Below are 18,773 nucleotides of genomic sequence, written 5' to 3' on the forward strand. Positions count from 1 at the left end.
CGCCTCTGGGCGCCCTTTTTCATTGCCCATGCGGCACGCGCCGCATATGACGCGCCCATCCCATCCCAACCAAAGGCCCGCCGATGATCCCGCGCTATTCCCGTCCCGAAATGGTTGCCATCTGGTCCCCCGAGACCAAGTTCAAGATCTGGTACGAGATCGAGGCCTATGCCTGCGACGCGCAAGCCGAGCTGGGCGTGATCCCCAAGGCCAATGCCGAAGCCGTCTGGCGCGCCAAGGATGTGGAATTCGACGTCGCCCGTATCGACGAGATCGAGGCGGTCACCAAACATGACGTCATCGCCTTTCTGACCCATCTGGCCGAACATATCGGCGCTGATGATGCGCGCTTTGTCCATCAGGGCATGACCAGCAGCGACGTGCTGGATACGACGCTGAACGTGCAACTGGTGCGCGCGGCCGATATCCTGCTGGCCGATATGGACAAGGTGCTGGCCGCGCTGAAACGCCGTGCCTTTGAACACAAGGACACCGTCCGCATCGGTCGCAGCCACGGCATCCACGCCGAGCCGACCACGATGGGCCTGACCTTTGCCCGTTTCTATGCTGAAATGGACCGCGGCCGCAGCCGTCTGCTGGCGGCGCGGGCCGAGATTGCGACCGGCGCCATCTCGGGCGCGGTGGGGACGTTCGCGAATATCGACCCCTTTGTCGAAGAATATGTCTGCGAAAAACTGGGGCTCGCGCCAGAACCGATCAGCACGCAGGTCATCCCGCGCGACCGCCATGCGATGTTCTTTGCAACCCTTGGCGTCATCGCCAGCAGCATTGAAAACATCGCGATTGAGATCCGCCACATGCAGCGCACCGAGGTACTGGAGGCCGAAGAATTCTTCAGCCCCGGCCAAAAGGGCAGCTCGGCCATGCCGCATAAGCGCAACCCTGTGCTGACCGAAAACCTGACCGGCCTTGCCCGTCTGGTGCGCATGTCGGTGACCCCCGCGCTGGAAAACGTCGCCCTGTGGCACGAGCGTGACATCAGCCATTCGTCCGTCGAGCGTGCCATTGGCCCGGACACGACCATCACGCTGGATTTTGCGCTGAACCGTCTGGCCGGTGTCGTGGAAAAGCTGGTGATCTATCCCGAAAACATGCTGCGCAATATGAACCAGTTCAAAGGCTTGGTCATGTCGCAGCGCGTGCTGCTGGCCCTGACCCAAGCGGGCGTCTCGCGCGAGGATAGCTATCGTCTGGTGCAGCGCAACGCGATGAAGGTCTGGGAACAGGGCGCGGATTTCAAAACCGAACTGCTGGGCGATGCCGAAGTGACCGCCGCGCTGACGCCTGCACAGATCGAGGAAAAATTCGACCTCGGTTATCACACCAAACATGTGGATACGATTTTCGCCCGGGTTTTCGGCGCAGCGTAACCCCGTATTAACGCGGCGGGGCGCAGGGTTGGGGGACCTCTCCCAATCCGGTGCCCCGCACGTGCAACATATCGACCATTATTCCCGCGCCACCAAAGCCGCCATCGTGGTGCAGGCCCTGCTGCGCGAGGGGCAGACGCCCCCCCTCGCCCGCCTGCCCGAGGATGTGCAGGTGCGGCTGACCCATGAAATCAGCAACCTGCGCCTTGTCGATCGCGCGACGATGAATGCGGTTGTGTCCGAATTCATTGCCGAGCTGGAGGGGCTGGGCCTTGCCGCCCCCGCCGATATGGAGGGGACGCTGGCCAGCGTTGCGCAGCACCTCAGCCCGGGCGCTGCGGCCCGCCTGCGGTCCGAGGCGGCGGCGCGGGTCGGCAGTGATCCCTGGGCACAGATCCGGCAGATGAAGCCGGATGAGCTTGCGGCGCCTTTGTCGCGCGAAAGCATCGAAATCGCCGCAGTGATCCTATCTCGCCTGCCCGTCAACCGCGCGGCCGAGGCGCTGTCGCGCATTCCGGGCGAACGCGCCCGCCGTGTCGCGCTGGCCTTTTCCCGTGCAAACCACGTCAGCCCATTGGCGCTGCATCGCATCGGGCAGGCAATTGTGCGCGACTATTGCGCGATCGAGGCACCGGCCTTTGACCGCCCGCCCGACCAGCGCGTCGGTGCGATCCTGAACGCCAGCACCCAGCGCACCCGCGACACTGTGCTTGAGGGTTTGGGCGAAGATGATCCCGCCTTTGCCGATCAGGTGCGCCGCGCGATTTTCACCTATGCCCATATTCCGACACGCCTTTATCCGCAGGATGTGCCGAAAATCCTGCGCAAGATCGACCCGCCCGATCTGGCCACCGTCATCGCCGCGACCCAAGGACAAGAGACCGACGACGGTGCGACGACGGCCTATCTGTTGGCCAATATCCCGCAGCGCCTTGGCGACACGTTGCGCGAAGAGGCCGCAGCGATGGACAGGCCCCGCCGCGCCGATGTGGAAAAGGCGATGGGGGTGATCGTTGCCACCCTGCGCGAGGCCGCTGATCAGGGAGAAGTGAACCTGATGAACACCGCACCCGACGATGAGGCATAGCTGCATGCACCCGAAAGGGTTGCTCTTTTTGAGAAAGCTTGCGATCACGGGGGGATCACAACACCGGACAGACATGGCCCAGACATCCCCCCCCGCCGATGCGCTTGACGGATCATTCGCCGATCTGGTGACGGATCGCGCCCTGCGCGGGCTGTTGGCTTTGGCAATGGCCCTGCCTTATGAGCGGCGGGTTGCGATGATGGGGGCAATCACACGCAAAGTCATCGGGCCGCTGGCGGGCTATCGCAAGCGCGCGGAAGTGAACCTTGCGATGATTGATCCGCAGCTGACCGCACTGCGCCGCCGGCAGATCGCGGGCTATGTGCTGGATAACATGGGCCGCACCCTGATCGAGAATTACTCGAACAAAGACCTTGGTGCGCGCCTTGCCACGACCGAGATCACCGGCGAGGGGCTGGACGCGCTGGCCGAGGCCAAAGCCGCAGGCCGTCCGGTGCTGTTTCTGACCGCGCATTTTGGCAATTACGAAGTGCCGCGCCACATCCTGCACCGCATGGGCTATGTCATCGGTGGCATCTATCGCCCGATGCGCAACCCCTATTTCAACAGCCATTACATCCGCACGATGGAAGATGTCTCGGGCCCCGTTTTCCCGCAAGGCCGCCGTGGCACGATGGGATTCGTGAAACATCTGCGCGCGGGCGGCATGGCGACGCTGCTGTTTGACGTACATGATGTGGGCGGGGCGCCGATCAGCTATCTGGGCCAGCCTGCGCTGACCTCGCTGTCCGCCGCCGAGATGGCCTTGAAATTCAACGCCCTGCTGATTCCCTATTTCGGCACGCGTTCGGGCGACGGCCTCAGCTTTACCCCCACGCTCGAGGCGCCGATCCCGCATAGCGATCCGCTGACCATGATGCAGGAAGCCACCCGCCGCCTAGAGGCGCGGGTCGCCGCGAACCCGGAACAATGGTTCTGGGTGCACCGCCGCTGGAAAGCGCCTAAAACCGCGTAAAGCGGCGCAGCACCTTTGTCACTTTGCGGGCTTGGCGCATTTGCGGGGATTTATTCGCGCCTTTGCTGCCCATAAACATGTTCAGCAGCATGGAAATCAGTCGTTGCATCGGCCTAGTCCTCGTCTTGAGCGACGCTATCAGGATCGAGCGCCTCGGTTTCATGGGACTTCACGGTGACCACTGGCGGCAAACGGCTTTCCAAAAGCCCCGCCGCCCGCATTTCCTTAAGGTCAGGCAGATCGCGCGCAGTTTCAAGCCCGAACTGATCAAGAAATGTTTCCGTGACCACATAGGTCACCGGACGCCCAGGGGTCAGGCGGCGACGGCCCAAGCGCACCCATTCAAGTTCGATCAACTGATCAAGCGTGCCTTTGTTCACCGAAACGCCGCGAATATCCTCGATCTCGGCGCGGGTGACGGGCTGGTGATAGGCGATGATGGCCAGCGTCTCGATACCCGCGCGTGAAAGCTTGCGGGTCTCCTCGACCTCTTCGCGCATCAGATGCGCCAGATCACCGGCCGTGCGAAAAGCATAGGCCTCGCCCACACGGACAAGTTCGACACCGCGACCGGCATAATGCGTCAGCAGCGCGGCAAGTGCGCCTTGGATATCGACGCCCTCGGGCAAACGCGCGGCCAGTTGGCGCGGGTTCAGCGGCTTGCGGCTGGCGAAAAGCACCGCCTCAAGCATACGGGCCGCTTGGGTCAGATCAGACATTCTCGCCTCGTTTACGAATTTCAATCGGGGCGAAGGTGCCATCCTGACGCAGCTCTGCCCGTCCCTCCTTTACCAGTTGCAGCGCCGAGGCAAAGGTTGCCGCTGTGGCCGAGCGCCATTTTTCAGGCGCCTCGCGCCAGCCATCGGGCAGATAGCCGCTGATTTCGGTCCAGTCGCCCGCAAAGCCGATCAGATTACGCATCCGTTCAAGCGCTTGATCCAGCGTCATAATCGCATCGCGATCCAGCACGAAGGGACGAAATTCCTCGCGCGTGCGCAGCCGTGCATAGGCCTGCATCAGATCGGTCAGGCTGGCGGTCCAGCGCAGGGTGCGGTTGCGCACCATCTCGCCCGGATCGCCGCGTGTGAACCGCTCGCGCCCCAGTTGGTCACGCGCCATCAGTTTTGCCGCCGCCTCGCGCATCGCGTCCAGCCGCTCGAGCTGGAAGGCCAGATGCGCGGCCAGTTCCTCGCCCGAGGGGCCTTCGGCCTTGGGATCAGCGGGCAGCAGCAAGCGCGATTTCAGATAGGCAAGCCAGGCCGCCATCACCAGATAATCGGCGGCCAGCTCTAGCCGCAGCGCCTTGGCCGCGTCGATAAAGGCCAGATATTGCTGCGCCAGCGCCAGGATAGACACCTGCCGCAAATCGACCTTTTGCGTACGCGACAGGGTCAGCAGCAGATCGAGCGGCCCTTCAAAGCCGCCGACATCGACGATCAGCGCCTCGGCCTCCAGACGCTCGCCGACACTGTCCAATACCGGATCAGCCATTCAACTGATCCTGCAAGTCGGCCCAAGCGGCACCCGCATCGAAATCACCGGGCGGGCGGCGCTGGCCCAATGCACGGGTGGCGCGGGCCGTGGCTGCAACGGTCATTTGCGGCACAGCGGCGGCGACGGCCTGCATCTCGATCATGTCGCCATTGCAATGCAGCGCCAGATCGACACCCGCGGCGACCGTGGCCGCGGCGCGTTCGGCGATCGTGCCAGACAGGGCATTCATGGACACATCATCACTCATCAGCAGCCCGTCAAAGCCGATGGTCTGGCGGATCAGTGCGATCATCGCAGGCGATACGGTGGCGGGCAGATCGGGGTCGATGGCGGTGTAGACCACATGTGCGGTCATCCCCATCGCCATATCATTGAGCTGCATAAAGGGCGCAAAATCACGCGCCAGCAGCTCCTCCAGCGGCTGGGTGACGCTCGGCAATTCCAGATGACTGTCGACCGTCGCGCGGCCATAGCCGGGGATATGTTTCAGCACAGGCAGCACGCCGCCGGCCAGCAATCCGTCGGCTGCCGCGCGTGCCCCGGCTACGACACCGTCGACCGTTTCGCCATAAAGACGACCGCGCAGCGAGCTATGCGTCTCGGCCTCGACCAGATCGGCGAGCGGGGCGCAGTTCACGTCGATTCCGACGCGGTGCAGATCATCGGCGATCAGGCGGTTCCGCAGCCATTGTGCCCGCAGCGGATCGCGCGCGCGTTCCATCTGGTCCAGCGCGGGGATAAAGCTGCGCCAATGCGGCGGGCGCAGGCGCTGGACGCGGCCGCCCTCTTGGTCGATCAGGATGGGCGCGTCCCAGCCGACAGCCGCGCGCAGATCGGCGGTCAGACGGCGAAGCTGCGCCGGATCTTCGACATTGCGGCCGAACAGAATAAAGCCCCAAGGCTGGGCGGCGCGGAAAAACGCCGCCTCATCAGGCAGCAGAACGGGACCGGCGCAGCCGAAAATGACAGCGGAGTGATGCATGTTTGGGGTCAACTTGCTGAGACAGGGATACAGGCGCCGTTTTCGGCAACCATCAATGCGCAAAAGCGGCGGGCATCCTCGAGATCGGTAAAGCCCGAGGCGCGCAGGCGGTAAATCACATTACCGCCGTTCGTCGCTTGTTGGATGACGGGGGTCTTGCCACGCAGGAAATCGGCAAAATTGCGGGACAGACGTGTCCATTCGTTGGCCGCGCCCTCGGTGCTGGGAAAGGCGCCAAGCTGCACCAGCGGCGTGCCGGCGGGCACATCGGCCGAGATCGATTGCGGCGCGCTGGCAACGGGCGCCTGCGCGGCGGCAACGGCCAACGCCGTGACCGCGCCATTGGTCGGGCGGGTGCGCGGGCGGGGAATGCCGCTGCTGCTGGGGGCGGCAGCCTCGGGCGCGGCGGCGATGACGGGCGGATTGATCAATTGCGACAACAGATCGTCAATGGATTCGACCGGATCATCCGCCCCCGCAATCTGCAACACCTCGCCCGCCGACAGCACATCATCCGATATGCCCGATGGCATCGCGCCTGCAGCCGAGAGATAGCTGGACTGGCGGCTCAGATCCTCGCGCGACAGGGCGGCGCCCTGCGGGGCCAGAATGACCACATCGCTTTCCATCATACTATCGGGATTGCGTGCCAGCACGGCATTGACGGATAGGCCGATATTCTGCGCCGTAGAGCCGCCCGGCACCTCGGGCGCGGTGCGCACGGGGCCAGTGCTGGCATGGACGGTGGGGATGCCCGCCGCCTCGCGCAGCAGCAAACGATAGCCCCAGACGCCGACCGCAACCATCAACCCCAGCGAGACGCAAAGCCAAACCATCTGCAGCACATTGCGCGGGCCTTTGCCGCCCGGCGGCTGCCGATCATCACCGCCAAAACGGCCCTCGGTTATGCTTGCCATCTGCCTGCGCCTCGTGCTGCGGGGGCGCGCCCCGTGACAGGGCCCGCCCAGCTAAATTGCCCGAACACCGGCAGGGGCGCTTTTGTTCAGCGCATTTCCTCAACCGGAGTAACGCCAAGGATACCAAGACCCTCGGAAATCACAACAGCGACGGCGCGGATGAGGGCGATTTTCGCCTGCGAGGTCTCGGCATCGCCCTCTTGCAAGAAGCGCAGCGCCGTATCGTCATTGCCGCGATTCCACAGGCCGTGGAAATCAGACGCCAGCTCATACAGGTAAAACGCGATACGGTGCGGCTCGTTTCCACGTGCGGCAATCTCGATCAGGCGCGGCCATTCGGCCAGTTGGCGCATGACTTTCAACTCGGCCTCGTGCCCGACGCGGGTCAGATCGGCACCGATCAGCGCGGCATCCGACACGTCAAGCCCAGCCGCCTGCGCGCGGCGCAGCACCGAATGAACGCGGGCATGGGCGTATTGCACATAAAAGACCGGATTGTCCTTGGACTGCTCCAGCACCTTGTCAAAGTCAAAGTCCAGCGGCGCGTCGTTTTTGCGCGTCAGCATGACGAAACGGGTCACATCGGCACCGGCCTGTTCGACCACATCGCGCAGGGTCACAAAGGTGCCCGCACGTTTCGACATCTTAAAGGGTTCGCCGTTTTTGAACAGCTTGACCAGTTGGATCAGCTTGATATCCAACGGCACGGTGCCGCCAGACAGGGCCGAAACGGCGGCCTTCATCCGCTTGACATAGCCGCCATGGTCGGCGCCGAATACGTCGATCAGCAGGTCAAAGCCGCGCTGCACCTTGTCATAGTGATAGGCGATATCGGGTGCAAAATAAGTCCACTGCCCGTCCGATTTCTTGATCGGGCGATCGACGTCATCGCCATGCAGGGTCGAGCGGAACAAGGTCTGCTCGCGCGGCTCCCAATCCTCGGGCAGCTTGCCCTTTGGCGGTTCGAGGACGCCCTCATAGATCAGGCCCTGTTCTTCCAGCTTTGCGATGGCGGCTTCGATTTTGCCGGTGCCATACAGCGCCTTTTCCGACGAAAAGACATCCATCTTGACGTTCAGCATCGCCAGATCGCCGCGGATCATTTCCATCATCTGCAAGGTGGCGAATTCGCGGATCTCGGCCAGCCAATATTGCTCGCCCTTGTCCAGCAGCGTATCGCCGTATTTTTCCTTCAGCGCCTGTCCGACCTCGATCAGATAGTCGCCGGGATACAGACCCTCGCGGATATCGGGCTGCTGGCCATGCGCCTCGCGGTAACGTTCATAGGCCGAACGCGCCAACACATCGACCTGCGCGCCGCCGTCGTTGATGTAATATTCGCGCGTCACATCATAACCGGCATAGGCCAAAAGCGAGGCCAGCGCATCGCCAAACACCGCGCCGCGCGTATGGCCCACATGCATCGGGCCGGTCGGGTTGGCCGAGACATATTCCACATTCACGCGCTTGCCCGCGCCCAGGGTCGAGCGGCCAAAGCCCGCATCGCTCAGCACCGCTTTCACGACGCCCTGCCAGATATCAGCCGATAGACGCAGGTTCAAAAAGCCAGGGCCTGCGACTTCAGCGCTGGCGACACGCGGATCAAGAACGAGTTTCGCGGCCAGCGCATCGGCGATCACGCGCGGCTGCACGCCTGCGGGTTTCGCCAGAACCATCGCGGCATTGGTTGCCATGTCACCATGACCGGCATCGCGCGGCGGCTCGACCGCGACATTGTCCGTGGGCAGCCCCGCAGGGATCACGCCTTCCGTGGCAAGTTGGTCGAGGCACGCAATCACAAGTGCCCGCATCTGGGTAAACAGGTTCATTTTAGTCCTTCGGGCGGGATTTCCGCCTTGGTTTCGCGGTGGTTTTGCCGTGGCATTTTGGCCGAATGTCTTGCGGTTTACCACGGCAAGGCCGGGCGTCAACGTGCAGCCCCTGCAATCCTGTCACATTTGACTGCAAAAACCCTGTTATGATTGACGCAAAGGCCCATATCAGATAATTGCGCTTGACCCTGCATACGGCAGGGGATCCGACGGGACGCCCAGACCCACGCGTCCCTTTCTTTCATTCTTGCGTGGATCGACCCCCGCAATGACAGGACGCGAATGACCGAGTTTTCCGATCTGAACCTGGACCCAAAGGTTCTGCAGGCTGTTGCCGAAGCAGGCTATACGACGCCGACCCCCATCCAAGCCGGTGCCATCCCCGAGGCTCTGGCCGGCCGTGACGTGCTGGGCATCGCCCAGACGGGCACAGGCAAGACCGCCAGCTTTACGCTGCCGATGATCCAATTGCTGTCGCGTGGTCGCGCCCGCGCGCGGATGCCGCGCAGCCTCGTGCTATGCCCGACCCGCGAATTGGCCGCCCAAGTGGCCGAAAACTTCGACATGTATGCGAAGTATACCAAACTGACCAAGGCGCTGCTGATTGGCGGCGTCTCGTTCAAGGATCAAGACACGCTGATCGACCGCGGCGTGGACGTGCTGATCGCAACCCCCGGCCGCCTGCTTGACCATTTCGAGCGCGGCAAACTGCTGCTGACCGGCGTGCAGATCATGGTTGTGGACGAAGCCGACCGGATGCTCGACATGGGGTTCATCCCCGATATCGAGCGTATTTTCCAAATGACGCCCTTTACCCGCCAGACGCTGTTCTTCAGCGCCACCATGGCCCCCGAGATCGAGCGGATCACCAACACGTTCCTGTCGGCGCCCGCGCGGATCGAAGTGGCGCGTGCCGCAACGACCAACCAGAACATCACCCAAGCCGTGGTGCAGTTCAAAGGCAGCAGCAAAGAGCGCGAGCCGTCGGAAAAGCGGGCCGTGCTGCGCGCGTTAATCGAGGCCGAATCCGCAACGCTGACCAATGCGATCATCTTTTGCAACCGCAAGATCGATGTCGATATCGTCGCCAAGTCGCTGAAAAAATACGGCTATAATGCCGAGCCGATCCACGGCGATCTGGACCAGTCGCAGCGTATGCGCACGCTGGACGGGTTCCGTGATGGCTCGGTCAAGTTCCTCGTGGCCTCGGATGTGGCGGCGCGCGGGCTGGATATTCCATCGGTCAGCCATGTGTTCAACTTTGACGTCCCAAGCCATGCCGAGGATTACGTCCACCGCATTGGCCGCACGGGCCGCGCCGGTCGCACCGGCAGCACGTTCATGATCTGCGTGCCGCGCGATGAAAAGAACCTCGCCGCGATCGAGGCTTTGGTGCAAAGCACCATCACCCGCGTCGAAAGCCCGCTGAAAGAGCTGCCCCCGGCCCGCAAGCCGCGCGCTGAAAAGCCCGCCGAGGACAAACAGACCGAGCGTCCCCGCCGCGAAAAACCGCGTCTGGCACGCAATCGCCCCGAAGCCGCGCCTGTCGAAGACGTGGTCGAAGCTGTCGCCGCGCCCGTCGCTGCCGCCCCTGCCCCCGCTGAAAAGTCGCGCCGCCGCAAACCGCGCCGCGACGAGCCGCAGGCCGAGGTTGCCGTCGCTGAGACGCCCATCGCCCCCCGCGAAGAGCGTCATGAGCGTCACGACCACAAAGAGGGCCGCAAGGACGACCGCAAACATCGTCGCGATGATGGTGGCGTTGCCGGATGGGGCGCGGATGTGCCCGATTTCATCCGCCTCAGCTTTGCCGAGCGTCGCAAAAAGGTCTCGGCGTAAACCATGCTGCGTCTGGGTTTGATATCATCTGCCCTTTTGGCGCTGCCGCTGGCGCTGATTCTTGCGACGCCCGCGGCGGCGCAAGATCAGACCTGCACCGCCCATGTGAATGAACAGCATCTGATCATCGTCGAGGGCACGGTCACCGACCGCAGCTCTGGCTGGCGCGAGCGGATGACGAATGCATGGAACGGGCGCGGGCGCGATGGCGACTATCCCGTTTGCGATTCGACCGTCACCATCGCCTTTATTGGCCGGATGATGGGGCTCGAGGATACCGCGGACTATTGCCTGACCCGCGCCGACGAAGACAGCGCCTGGCTGCTTGCGCCCGGCGCGCGCAACTATCGCGGTGAATGCCGCCGCACGACCTGTGAATATGTGAATATGGCGGCGGATGCCTCGGGCGATATCCTGCGGCGCGGCGCTGAAATCGCCACCGGGCAAGAGATCAACGATGTCGGCGATGGTGTGACCGCCGTTGCGGGCACGGCTGGCACGGTGATGCTGACCGGTCAGGGCGGCGCGATCATGAATGCGTTGGGCGCAGGCGCGCAGGCGCTGACGGCGGCTGTCTCTGCTCCTGCCCTGCTGACCGCTGGCGCGGTGACTGTCGTCGGTGTCGGCGGCGCGGTATATTTGTGCCGCGACTAAGACAGCCCTGAACCAACCAAAAAGAAATGCCGCGACGAGGTCATCGTCGCGGCATTTTTCTTATACCAGACGCGAGATGATCACCGTGACTTCGGGCTTGTGCCCGATTTCAGCGTTCACCGCGTTGCGCGTGGATTTGCGCAGCTCTTTTTCCAGCTTGTCATCATCAAGCAGCGTCTTGTCGTCCAAGCGGCGCAGCAGCTTTGCCAGCTCGGCCTCGATCGCCTCGACAACGGGGACATTGCCACGGCCAAGTTCGGCCAAGCCCATGGTCTCGCACCACGGATCGCCCAGCGGCTCGTCGTGTTCGTCAATGATCAGCGTCACCGTGACATGGCCGTTCAGCGCCATGCGGATACGGTCGCGCACAACGCCGTCCATCGCGCCGATCTGCACCGACCCGTCCAGATAGGTGCGGCCGGTGTCGATATATTCAGCGACTTGCGGGCGATCACCGGTCAGATCCAGCATCATCCCATTGACGGCAAGAAAGCCCGGAATATTGCTTTCCTCGGCCAGTTTCACATGCTCGCGCAGATGGCGGTGTTCGCCATGCATCGGCACGACCAGCTTCGGGTTCACGATGCGGTGCATACGCTGCAGGTCGGGACGGTTGGCGTGGCCCGAGACATGGTAACGGCCACCGGCGTCGTCAACGATATCGACACCTTTTTCCGACAGCATATTCATGATGCGGATCACGCCGCGTTCATTGCCCGGAATGGTTTTCGACGAGAACAGGAATAGATCGCCCTCTTTCAGCTTCAACCCCAGATAGCTGCCATTTGCCAGTTGCGCGGATGCCGCGCGACGCTCGCCCTGCGATCCGGTCACCAGCAGCAGCAGCTTGTGGCGCGGCATGTCGGCGGCTTCTTCGGGCGAGATAACCGCCGGAAAATCGGTCAGAATGCCGGTTTCCAGTGCGGCCTCGACCATGCGGCGCATCGCACGGCCCAAAAGGCAAATGCGCCGACCCGCAGCCGTCGCGGCATTCGCGATGGTTTTCAGGCGCGCCACGTTCGAGGCAAAGGTCGTCGCAACGACCATACCATCGGCACTGGCGATCAGATTTTCGATCTCGGTCGACAGGGTCGATTCGGAACGGCCCGCATGCGGGCTGAAAATATTGGTGGAATCGCACATCAGCGCCTTGACGCCACCCTCGGCCGCACGGGACCAAAGCGCCTCGTCAAAGGCTTCGCCCACAACGGGGTTCACGTCGATTTTGAAATCGCCAGTGTGCAAAATGCGACCCTTGGGCGTGTCGATAATCAGACCGGCGCTTTCGGGGATCGAGTGGCTGATCGGCAAAAAGCCGACGCTGAACGGGCCCATAGTGATGGTTTGCGCGGGCCAAGGCTCGACAATATTCAGCACGGATTTGATCGGCGCGCCGGTGTCTTCCAGTTTTCCTGCGGCGATCAGTCCGGTGAATTTGCGCGCATAGATCGGCGCGCGCAGACGCGGCCACAGATGGCCGATGGCACCGATATGATCTTCGTGCGCATGGGTGATGATGATGCCTTCGATGCGGTCACGACGGGCTTCCAGCCATGCGACATCGGCAAAAATAAGATCGACACCGGGGGTCGTGTCCATATCGGGGAAAGCCACCCCAAGATCGACAACGATCAACCGTTCCTCGCCCGGCTTGCCATAGCCATAGACATAGGCGTTCATGCCGATCTCGCCCGCGCCGCCGAGGGGAAGGTAGATCAGACGTTCCTGAGACATAGAATTTCCTTGATATTGGAGTAAGGGGAAGCGGGATAACCCCGCAAAGTTTCAGATCTTGCGCGATCCGGTTGCATTGCACATCGCCCTCTGCGCGCAAGGATGCAAGCCCCCTGCGGCGATAAATTACAGGCAGTCGCGCGAATTTGGTCTAGGGCTGGTGCGGCGCGGGGCCGAAATGTACCTCGGCCGCGGCGATGGTGCGGGGGCCGTCGGCACAGGTCAGCATCAGGTTGCCGTCATCGTCGATACCGTCAAAGCGCCCCTCATAGGTGACATTGGGCAGCCGGGCGGTGATGGTTTTGCCGCGCATGACGGCGTGTTTCAGCCATTCATTGCGGATGGGGGCAAAGCCGTCGGTCGCAAAAATCGCCTCTTGCGCGGCAAAGGCGCGCGCCAGATGGGTCAGGAACACCTCGGGGTGCGGCGGATGCGCGCCCAAAGCGACGGGAGCAAAAGCGGCGCCGTCGCTGTCCGGGGCCATCGCAAGGTTCACGCCGACGCCAATCGCCAGCCAATCGACGGCGGCGCCTTGCGCGCTGCTTTCCAGCAAGATGCCCGCGATCTTGCCACCGTCCAGCAGCACGTCATTGGGCCATTTCAGCCCAAGGCGCGCCGGATCGACAAAGGCCGACAGCGCAGTGCGCAGCGCGTTTGACATCAAGAAAGACCGCAGGCCCGCGCTATGCGGCGTGCCGCCGGGGCGGAAAACAACGGTGCCCGCGAAATTCCCCGCCGGATGCGTCCACGCCCTGCCCCGCCGCCCGTGGCCCGCGGTTTGATCATGCGCCAAGATCCACAAGGGCCGCGTCAGGCCCAGTGCCAGTTGGCGGCGCGCCTCCAACATGGTGCTGTCGATACTGTCAAAGATGATCCGATCGACGCCAGCGGGCCAATCGGGATCAGTAAACAAGGGATTGCGCCGCCATTGCCGCCAATGATTCCAGTCCGAGCAGGTTCACCGCGCCCGCCACCATAGCCAGCGCCGCCAGCGCCAGCACCACAGGTGCGGCCCAGCCTTTGCCTGTCTCTAGCGCGCCTTCAGCCGGAGTGAAATACATCAGGTAAACGATGCGCAGATAATAATAGGCCCCGATGACTGAGGCGACGACCCCCGCCACCGCAAGCCAAACCAGCCCCGCATCCACCGCCGCCCGCAAAACATAGATCTTGCCGAGGAAACCGACAAAGGGCGGCACGCCCGCAAGGCTGATCATCAGCGCCATCACTGCCAAGGCCCGCCCGGGCTGCGCCCAGCCTAGACCTTGCAGCGCGGACAGGCTGCTGATCGGCTGCCCATCGCGCTGCATCGACAAGATAAAGGCAAAGGCACCGACGCTGGTGGTGACGTAAATCGCCATATAGGCCAGCATCGCCTCGACCCCCAGCGTGGTGCCTGCGGTCAGGCCGATCAGCGCGTAGCCCATATGCGCGATCGAGGAATAGGCCATCAGCCGTTTGATATCGCGCTGCGCGATACCGGCAATCGCCCCAAGGAACATCGACAGCACCGACAGCACGGCGATGATCTGCTGCCAGTCGGGCAGCACGGGGGCAAAGCCGGTATGCACCAGCCGCGCCAGCATCGCCATCGCCGCCACCTTTGGCGCGGCGGCCATAAAGGCGGTGACAGGGGTCGGCGCGCCCTCGTAAACATCCGGCGTCCACATATGGAACGGCACGGCCGATATTTTGAACGCCGCCCCCGCCAGCAGAAAGACCAGGCCGAACAGCAATCCGATATTGGCGCTGGCGGCGGCCTCTGCAATGCCGGCAAGCGACGTCGTGCCTGCAAAGCCATAGGTCAGCGAGGCGCCATAAAGCAGCAGGCCGGACGATAGCGCGCCCAAGACGAAATATTTCAGACCTGCCTCGGACGAGGCCTCATCCTCGCGCCGGATCGCGGCAAGGATATAGAGGGCAAGGCTTTGCAGCTCGAGCCCCATGTAAAGGGTGATCAGGTCGGTGGCGCTGACCATCACCATCATGCCAACCACCGCCAGCACGACCAGCACGGGATATTCGAACCGCATCAGCCCCTGCCCCGCCAGCCAGCTTTGGCCCGTGGCCAGCACGGCGGCGGCGGACAGCAGGATCACCGCTTGCGCAAAGCGGGCAAAGGCGTCGATCTGCAGCAGCCCGTTAAAGCCCGCACCGTCGCCGCGAAAGGCGACAGCGACGCCGATAACAGCCAGCACGGCGGCGCTGATCGTGTTCAGCAACGGCCCCTCGCGATCCTGACCGCGCAGGGCACCCCACATCAGGGCCAGGACGGCAAAGAGCACCAGCGCAATCTCGGGCCAGATCAGGGCGAGGTCGGCAGCCATATCAGAACCCTCCATTCGCGCTGAGGTTTGCGGCAGCAAGTTCGGCCGCAACATGATCGACCAGCCGCTGTACGGACGGGCCGGTTATATCGGTCACCAGTGAGGGATAGACCCCCAGCAGGATCGTCATCACCACCAGCGGAACAAAGATTGCCGCCTCGCGCGGGGTGATATCCTGAATGGCCTCCAGCGGCTTGTGCAGGATCGGCCCCATGATCACGCGGCGGAACAGCCACAGCCCATAGCCCGCCGAAAAGATGATCCCCGTCCCCGCCACCAGCGCGACCCATGTGTTCGCCTGATAGGTCCCCAGCAAGGTCAGGAACTCGCCCACGAAACCCGATGTGCCTGGAAGGCCGATATTCGCCATGGTGAACAGCAAAAACAGCGCGCCATAGGCCGGCATACGGTTCAACAGGCCGCCAAAGGCCGAAATCTCGCGCGTGTGCATCCGGTCATAGATCACGCCCACCAGCAGGAACAGCGCGGCGGAAATGAACCCGTGGCTGATCATCTGAAAGATCGCGCCATCCACCCCCTGCCGGTTCAGCGCGAACATCCCCATGGTCACAAAGCCCATATGCGCGACCGAAGAATAGGCGATCAGCTTTTTCATATCGCTTTGCACCAGCGCCACCAGCGAGGCATAGACCACCGCAATCGCCGATAGCCACAGCATCAGCGGGGCCAGCATGTCGGATGCGACGGGGAACATCGGCAGGCTAAAGCGCAAGAACCCATAGCCGCCCATCTTCAGCAGCACCGCCGCCAGAATGACCGAGCCTGATGTCGGCGCCTGCACGTGGGCGTCCGGCAGCCAAGTATGCACCGGCCACATCGGCATTTTCACCGCAAAGCTGGCAAAGAAGGCCAAGAACAGCAGCACCTGCATCCCGCCCGCAACCGGGAAAGGATAGGCGATCAGCTCGATCGCGCCTTCGCCGCAGGCGGCGATACAGGTGGTGCCCGATTCCCAATACATCACCAGCATCGCTACCAGCATCAGCACCGAGCCGAGGAAGGTATAAAGAAAGAATTTGAACGCAGCATAGACGCGGTTCTTGCCGCCCCAGACGCCGATGATCAGGAACATCGGGATCAGGCCAGCCTCGAAAAACAGATAGAACAGCACAAGATCAAGCGCGGTGAACACGCCGATCATCAGCGTCTCCAGCACCAGCCATGCGATCATCAGCGTGCGGGTGCGGTCCTGTACCGGCCAAGCCGTCAGGATCACCAGCGGCATCAGAAATGTCGTCAGCAGGACGAACAGCACCGAAATCCCGTCCACCCCAAGGCGATAGGACATGCCCATGACCCAGGCGCGATCCTCGACAAACTGAAAGCCGTCATAGGCGGGATCAAAGCCCGCAAGGATGAAAAGCGAGGCCGCGAACGTGGCAATCGTCACCCCCAGCGCGACCCAGCGGGCGTTTTGCTGGACAGTGGGGCTTTCACCGCGCGTGAACAGCGCCAGCACCAGCGCGCCCAGCGCGGGCAGGAATGTGACCAGCGACAGCAGCATCAGCGCGCCCCTCCGAACAGGAACAGCCACAGCAGCAGCCCCACAACGCCCACCACCATCGCAAAGGCGTAGTGGAACAAATAGCCGCTTTGCGCCCGCGACAGCGCCCGCGTGGCGCGCGGGATCAGACCCATCGCGATACCGTTGATCGATCCATCAATCGCACCCTCATCGCCCTTGTGCCACAGGATGCGGCCAAGGCAGAGGGTGGGGCGCACCAACAGGCGGTCGTAAGCCTCGTCAAAATACCAGCGGTTCATCAAGAACGCATGGACGCCCGGCAGCCGCGCCGCCAGCTTGCCCGGCAGATCGGTGCGGATCAGATAGAAAACCACCGACACGGCAAGGCCGATCAGCATGGCAAAGAACGGTGCAAGCTTGACCCAAGTCGGCACCTCATGCGCGGCTTCCAGCACGTGGTTACCGGCGGCGATGAACAGCGCCCCCTCGCCCGGCAGGCCGACAAATTCATAATGGTGATCGCCAGCATCATGGACGGGAATGCCGAAAAAGGCCCCGACCTGATCGGCATGACCAAAGAAATCGCTATACCAGACCATACCGGCCAGCACCGCGCCCACCGCCAGCACCGCCATCGGCACCCACATGACCGCAGGACTTTCATGCGGGTGATGGTGATGCTCATCATAGCGCGGCTTGCCAAAGAAGGTCAGAAAGATCAGCCGCCAGCTATAGAAACTGGTCAGCGCGGCGGACAGCACCAGCACCGCAAAAGGCCAGAACCCTGCGCCCGCAAAGGCGCTCTCAATGACCGCATCCTTCGACAGGAATCCCGCAAAACCATAGGTCGTCAGCGGAAGGCCAACACCGGTGATCGCCAGCGTGCCGATCATCATCAGCGCAAAGGTCAGCGGGATATCGCGCCGCAGCCCGCCGTAATGGCGCATATCCTGTTCATGATGCGTCGCATGGATGACCGAGCCTGCGCCAAGGAACAGCAGCGCCTTGAAGAACGCATGGGTGAACAAATGGAACATGGCAACGCCGTAAGCGCCGACACCGACAGCCACGAACATATAGCCCAGCTGCGAACAGGTCGAATAGGCGATGACACGCTTGATATCGTTCTGCACCAGCGCGACCGTCGCGGCATAAAAGGCCGTCGCAGCCCCCAGCACGACGACAAAACCCGTCGCCAGCGGCGCATATTCCAAGATCGGCGACATGCGGCACAGCAGGAACACGCCCGCCGTCACCATGGTCGCGGCGTGGATCAGGGCAGAGACAGGCGTCGGCCCCTCCATCGCGTCGGGCAGCCATGTGTGCAGGAAAAGCTGCGCCGATTTGCCCATCGCGCCGACGAACAGCAGCAGGGCAACAAGCTCGGCCCCCGTCCATTCACGCCAGAGAAAGGGGATCCCCCCCTCGGCCAGCGCCGGGGCGCGGGTAAAGATCACGTCGAAATTCAGCGACCCGGTCGAGAGGAACAGCGCCATCATCGCGAGGTAAAGGCCAAGATCGCCGACGCGGTTCACGACAAAGGCTTTCATCGCCGCGGCATTGGCGCTGTCTTTGCGGAAATAGAACCCAATCAGCAGGAAAGAGGCGAGGCCCACCCCCTCCCAGCCGACAAACAGCTGCACGAGGTTATCGGCCGTGACCAGCAGCAGCATCGCAAAGGTGAACAGCGACAGATAGGCAAAGAACCGCGGCCGATAGCTTTCGCCATGGGCGAAATTATCATCATGCGCCATATAGCCCAGCGAATAGATATGGACGAGCGCCGAGACCGAGTTGATCACCACCAGCATGATCGCCGACAACCGGTCGACGCGGATCGCCCAATCGACATGCAGCGTGCCGACATCAATCAGCCGCAGCAGCTGTATGACCCGTGTATCGCCGTCAAAGCCAAGGAAGATGATCCACGACAGCACCGCCGCCAGCACCAATAGCGCGCTGGCCAGGATCGTCGCCGCCTGCTGCCCGATGGTGCGCCAGCCAAAACCCGCAAGCACCGCGCCCGCGAGGGGGGCTAAAAGGATCGCCTGCTCCAT

At 62.7% G+C, this 18,773-nt stretch carries 16 protein-coding genes; 5 read left to right on the forward strand and 11 right to left on the reverse strand.

What is annotated here, in order from left to right:
- Positions 1-83: 83 nt before the first annotated feature.
- The 3 genes from purB to KVU_RS09450 all read left to right on the forward strand — a co-directional run bounded on the left by purB (position 84) and on the right by KVU_RS09450 (position 3,454).
- Complete coding sequence (purB, locus tag KVU_RS09440) at positions 84-1,391, forward strand: adenylosuccinate lyase (protein WP_013384999.1); 1,308 nt, start codon at positions 84-86, stop codon at positions 1,389-1,391.
- A 61-nt stretch (positions 1,392-1,452) separates the two neighbouring features.
- Positions 1,453-2,478: a flagellar motor switch protein FliG gene (locus KVU_RS09445; protein WP_013385000.1), complete on the forward strand. Its 1,026-nt coding sequence runs from the start codon at positions 1,453-1,455 to the stop codon at positions 2,476-2,478.
- Between the two features lie 73 nt (positions 2,479-2,551).
- Positions 2,552-3,454, forward strand: coding sequence for a lysophospholipid acyltransferase family protein (locus KVU_RS09450; RefSeq protein ID WP_013385001.1), 903 nt, complete (start codon positions 2,552-2,554; stop codon positions 3,452-3,454).
- Here KVU_RS09450 and KVU_RS16370 read toward each other — a convergent pair.
- The 6 genes from KVU_RS16370 to argS all read right to left on the reverse strand — a co-directional run bounded on the left by KVU_RS16370 (position 3,441) and on the right by argS (position 8,676).
- Positions 3,441-3,563, reverse strand: coding sequence for a hypothetical protein (locus KVU_RS16370; protein ID WP_013385002.1), 123 nt, complete (start codon positions 3,561-3,563; stop codon positions 3,441-3,443). The genes KVU_RS09450 and KVU_RS16370 overlap by 14 nt on opposite strands.
- Before the next feature lie 4 nt (positions 3,564-3,567).
- The gene (gene scpB, locus KVU_RS09455) at positions 3,568-4,173 is read right to left on the reverse strand and encodes an SMC-Scp complex subunit ScpB (RefSeq protein WP_014537941.1); all 606 of its coding nucleotides are present in this window, start codon (positions 4,171-4,173) and stop codon (positions 3,568-3,570) included.
- A complete protein-coding gene (locus KVU_RS09460) occupies positions 4,166-4,945 on the reverse strand; it encodes a segregation and condensation protein A (protein ID WP_013385004.1) in 780 nt (259 codons plus the stop codon). The genes scpB and KVU_RS09460 overlap by 8 nt, the downstream gene beginning before the upstream one ends.
- The gene (locus KVU_RS09465) at positions 4,938-5,930 is read right to left on the reverse strand and encodes a glycoside hydrolase family 3 N-terminal domain-containing protein (RefSeq protein WP_014537942.1); all 993 of its coding nucleotides are present in this window, start codon (positions 5,928-5,930) and stop codon (positions 4,938-4,940) included. The genes KVU_RS09460 and KVU_RS09465 overlap by 8 nt, the downstream gene beginning before the upstream one ends.
- Positions 5,931-5,938: 8 nt before the next feature.
- A complete protein-coding gene (locus KVU_RS09470; RefSeq protein ID WP_014537943.1) occupies positions 5,939-6,847 on the reverse strand; it encodes an SPOR domain-containing protein in 909 nt (302 codons plus the stop codon).
- 86 nt (positions 6,848-6,933) lie between these two features.
- Complete coding sequence (argS, locus tag KVU_RS09475) at positions 6,934-8,676, reverse strand: arginine--tRNA ligase (RefSeq protein WP_013385008.1); 1,743 nt, start codon at positions 8,674-8,676, stop codon at positions 6,934-6,936.
- A gap of 285 nt (positions 8,677-8,961) precedes the next feature.
- Here argS and KVU_RS09480 point away from each other — a divergent pair, with 285 nt between their 5' ends.
- Positions 8,962-10,515 (forward strand): DEAD/DEAH box helicase, encoded by a 1,554-nt coding sequence (locus tag KVU_RS09480; protein ID WP_013385009.1) that lies wholly within the window; start codon positions 8,962-8,964, stop codon positions 10,513-10,515.
- A 3-nt stretch (positions 10,516-10,518) separates the two neighbouring features.
- Positions 10,519-11,169 carry a hypothetical protein gene (locus KVU_RS09485; RefSeq protein WP_013385010.1) on the forward strand — a complete coding sequence of 217 codons (651 nt, stop codon included), beginning with the start codon at positions 10,519-10,521 and terminating at the stop codon, positions 11,167-11,169.
- A 60-nt stretch (positions 11,170-11,229) separates the two neighbouring features.
- Here KVU_RS09485 and KVU_RS09490 read toward each other — a convergent pair whose 3' ends face one another.
- The 5 genes from KVU_RS09490 to nuoL form a co-directional block, all read right to left on the reverse strand.
- Entirely contained in the window at positions 11,230-12,903 is a 1,674-nt protein-coding gene (locus tag KVU_RS09490) for a ribonuclease J (RefSeq protein ID WP_013385011.1), read from the reverse strand.
- A gap of 151 nt (positions 12,904-13,054) precedes the next feature.
- Positions 13,055-13,816: a biotin--[acetyl-CoA-carboxylase] ligase gene (locus KVU_RS09495; protein WP_013385012.1), complete on the reverse strand. Its 762-nt coding sequence runs from the start codon at positions 13,814-13,816 to the stop codon at positions 13,055-13,057.
- Positions 13,806-15,230: an NADH-quinone oxidoreductase subunit NuoN gene (gene nuoN / locus KVU_RS09500; protein ID WP_014537945.1), complete on the reverse strand. Its 1,425-nt coding sequence runs from the start codon at positions 15,228-15,230 to the stop codon at positions 13,806-13,808. Before nuoN ends, KVU_RS09495 begins: the two co-directional genes overlap by 11 nt.
- A 1-nt stretch (position 15,231) precedes the next feature.
- Complete coding sequence (locus tag KVU_RS09505; protein WP_013385014.1) at positions 15,232-16,755, reverse strand: NADH-quinone oxidoreductase subunit M; 1,524 nt, start codon at positions 16,753-16,755, stop codon at positions 15,232-15,234.
- A complete protein-coding gene (nuoL, locus tag KVU_RS09510; protein ID WP_014537946.1) occupies positions 16,755-18,773 on the reverse strand; it encodes an NADH-quinone oxidoreductase subunit L in 2,019 nt (672 codons plus the stop codon). The genes KVU_RS09505 and nuoL overlap by 1 nt, the downstream gene beginning before the upstream one ends.

The sequence above is a fragment of the Ketogulonicigenium vulgare WSH-001 genome (assembly GCF_000223375.1).
In the GTDB taxonomy this organism is placed as follows: Bacteria; Pseudomonadota; Alphaproteobacteria; order Rhodobacterales; family Rhodobacteraceae; genus Ketogulonicigenium; species Ketogulonicigenium vulgare.

Excerpts from the sequence above, each read along its gene's own strand:
- KVU_RS09460 (WP_013385004.1), bottom strand. The coding sequence starts at position 4,945 with ATGGCTGATCCGGTATTGGACAGTGTCGGCGAGCGTCTGGAGGCCGAG.
- KVU_RS16370 (WP_013385002.1), bottom strand. The coding sequence starts at position 3,563 with ATGCAACGACTGATTTCCATGCTGCTGAACATGTTTATGGGCAGCAAA.
- argS (WP_013385008.1), bottom strand. The coding sequence starts at position 8,676 with ATGAACCTGTTTACCCAGATGCGGGCACTTGTGATTGCGTGCCTCGAC.
- KVU_RS09485 (WP_013385010.1), top strand. The coding sequence starts at position 10,519 with ATGCTGCGTCTGGGTTTGATATCATCTGCCCTTTTGGCGCTGCCGCTG.
- scpB (WP_014537941.1), bottom strand. The coding sequence starts at position 4,173 with ATGTCTGATCTGACCCAAGCGGCCCGTATGCTTGAGGCGGTGCTTTTC.
- purB (WP_013384999.1), top strand. The coding sequence starts at position 84 with ATGATCCCGCGCTATTCCCGTCCCGAAATGGTTGCCATCTGGTCCCCC.
- KVU_RS09450 (WP_013385001.1), top strand. The coding sequence starts at position 2,552 with ATGGCCCAGACATCCCCCCCCGCCGATGCGCTTGACGGATCATTCGCC.
- KVU_RS09505 (WP_013385014.1), bottom strand. The coding sequence starts at position 16,755 with ATGCTGCTGTCGCTGGTCACATTCCTGCCCGCGCTGGGCGCGCTGGTG.
- KVU_RS09490 (WP_013385011.1), bottom strand. The coding sequence starts at position 12,903 with ATGTCTCAGGAACGTCTGATCTACCTTCCCCTCGGCGGCGCGGGCGAG.
- KVU_RS09480 (WP_013385009.1), top strand. The coding sequence starts at position 8,962 with ATGACCGAGTTTTCCGATCTGAACCTGGACCCAAAGGTTCTGCAGGCT.
- nuoL (WP_014537946.1), bottom strand. The coding sequence starts at position 18,773 with ATGGAGCAGGCGATCCTTTTAGCCCCCCTCGCGGGCGCGGTGCTTGCG.
- KVU_RS09470 (WP_014537943.1), bottom strand. The coding sequence starts at position 6,847 with ATGGCAAGCATAACCGAGGGCCGTTTTGGCGGTGATGATCGGCAGCCG.
- nuoN (WP_014537945.1), bottom strand. The coding sequence starts at position 15,230 with ATGGCTGCCGACCTCGCCCTGATCTGGCCCGAGATTGCGCTGGTGCTC.
- KVU_RS09465 (WP_014537942.1), bottom strand. The coding sequence starts at position 5,930 with ATGCATCACTCCGCTGTCATTTTCGGCTGCGCCGGTCCCGTTCTGCTG.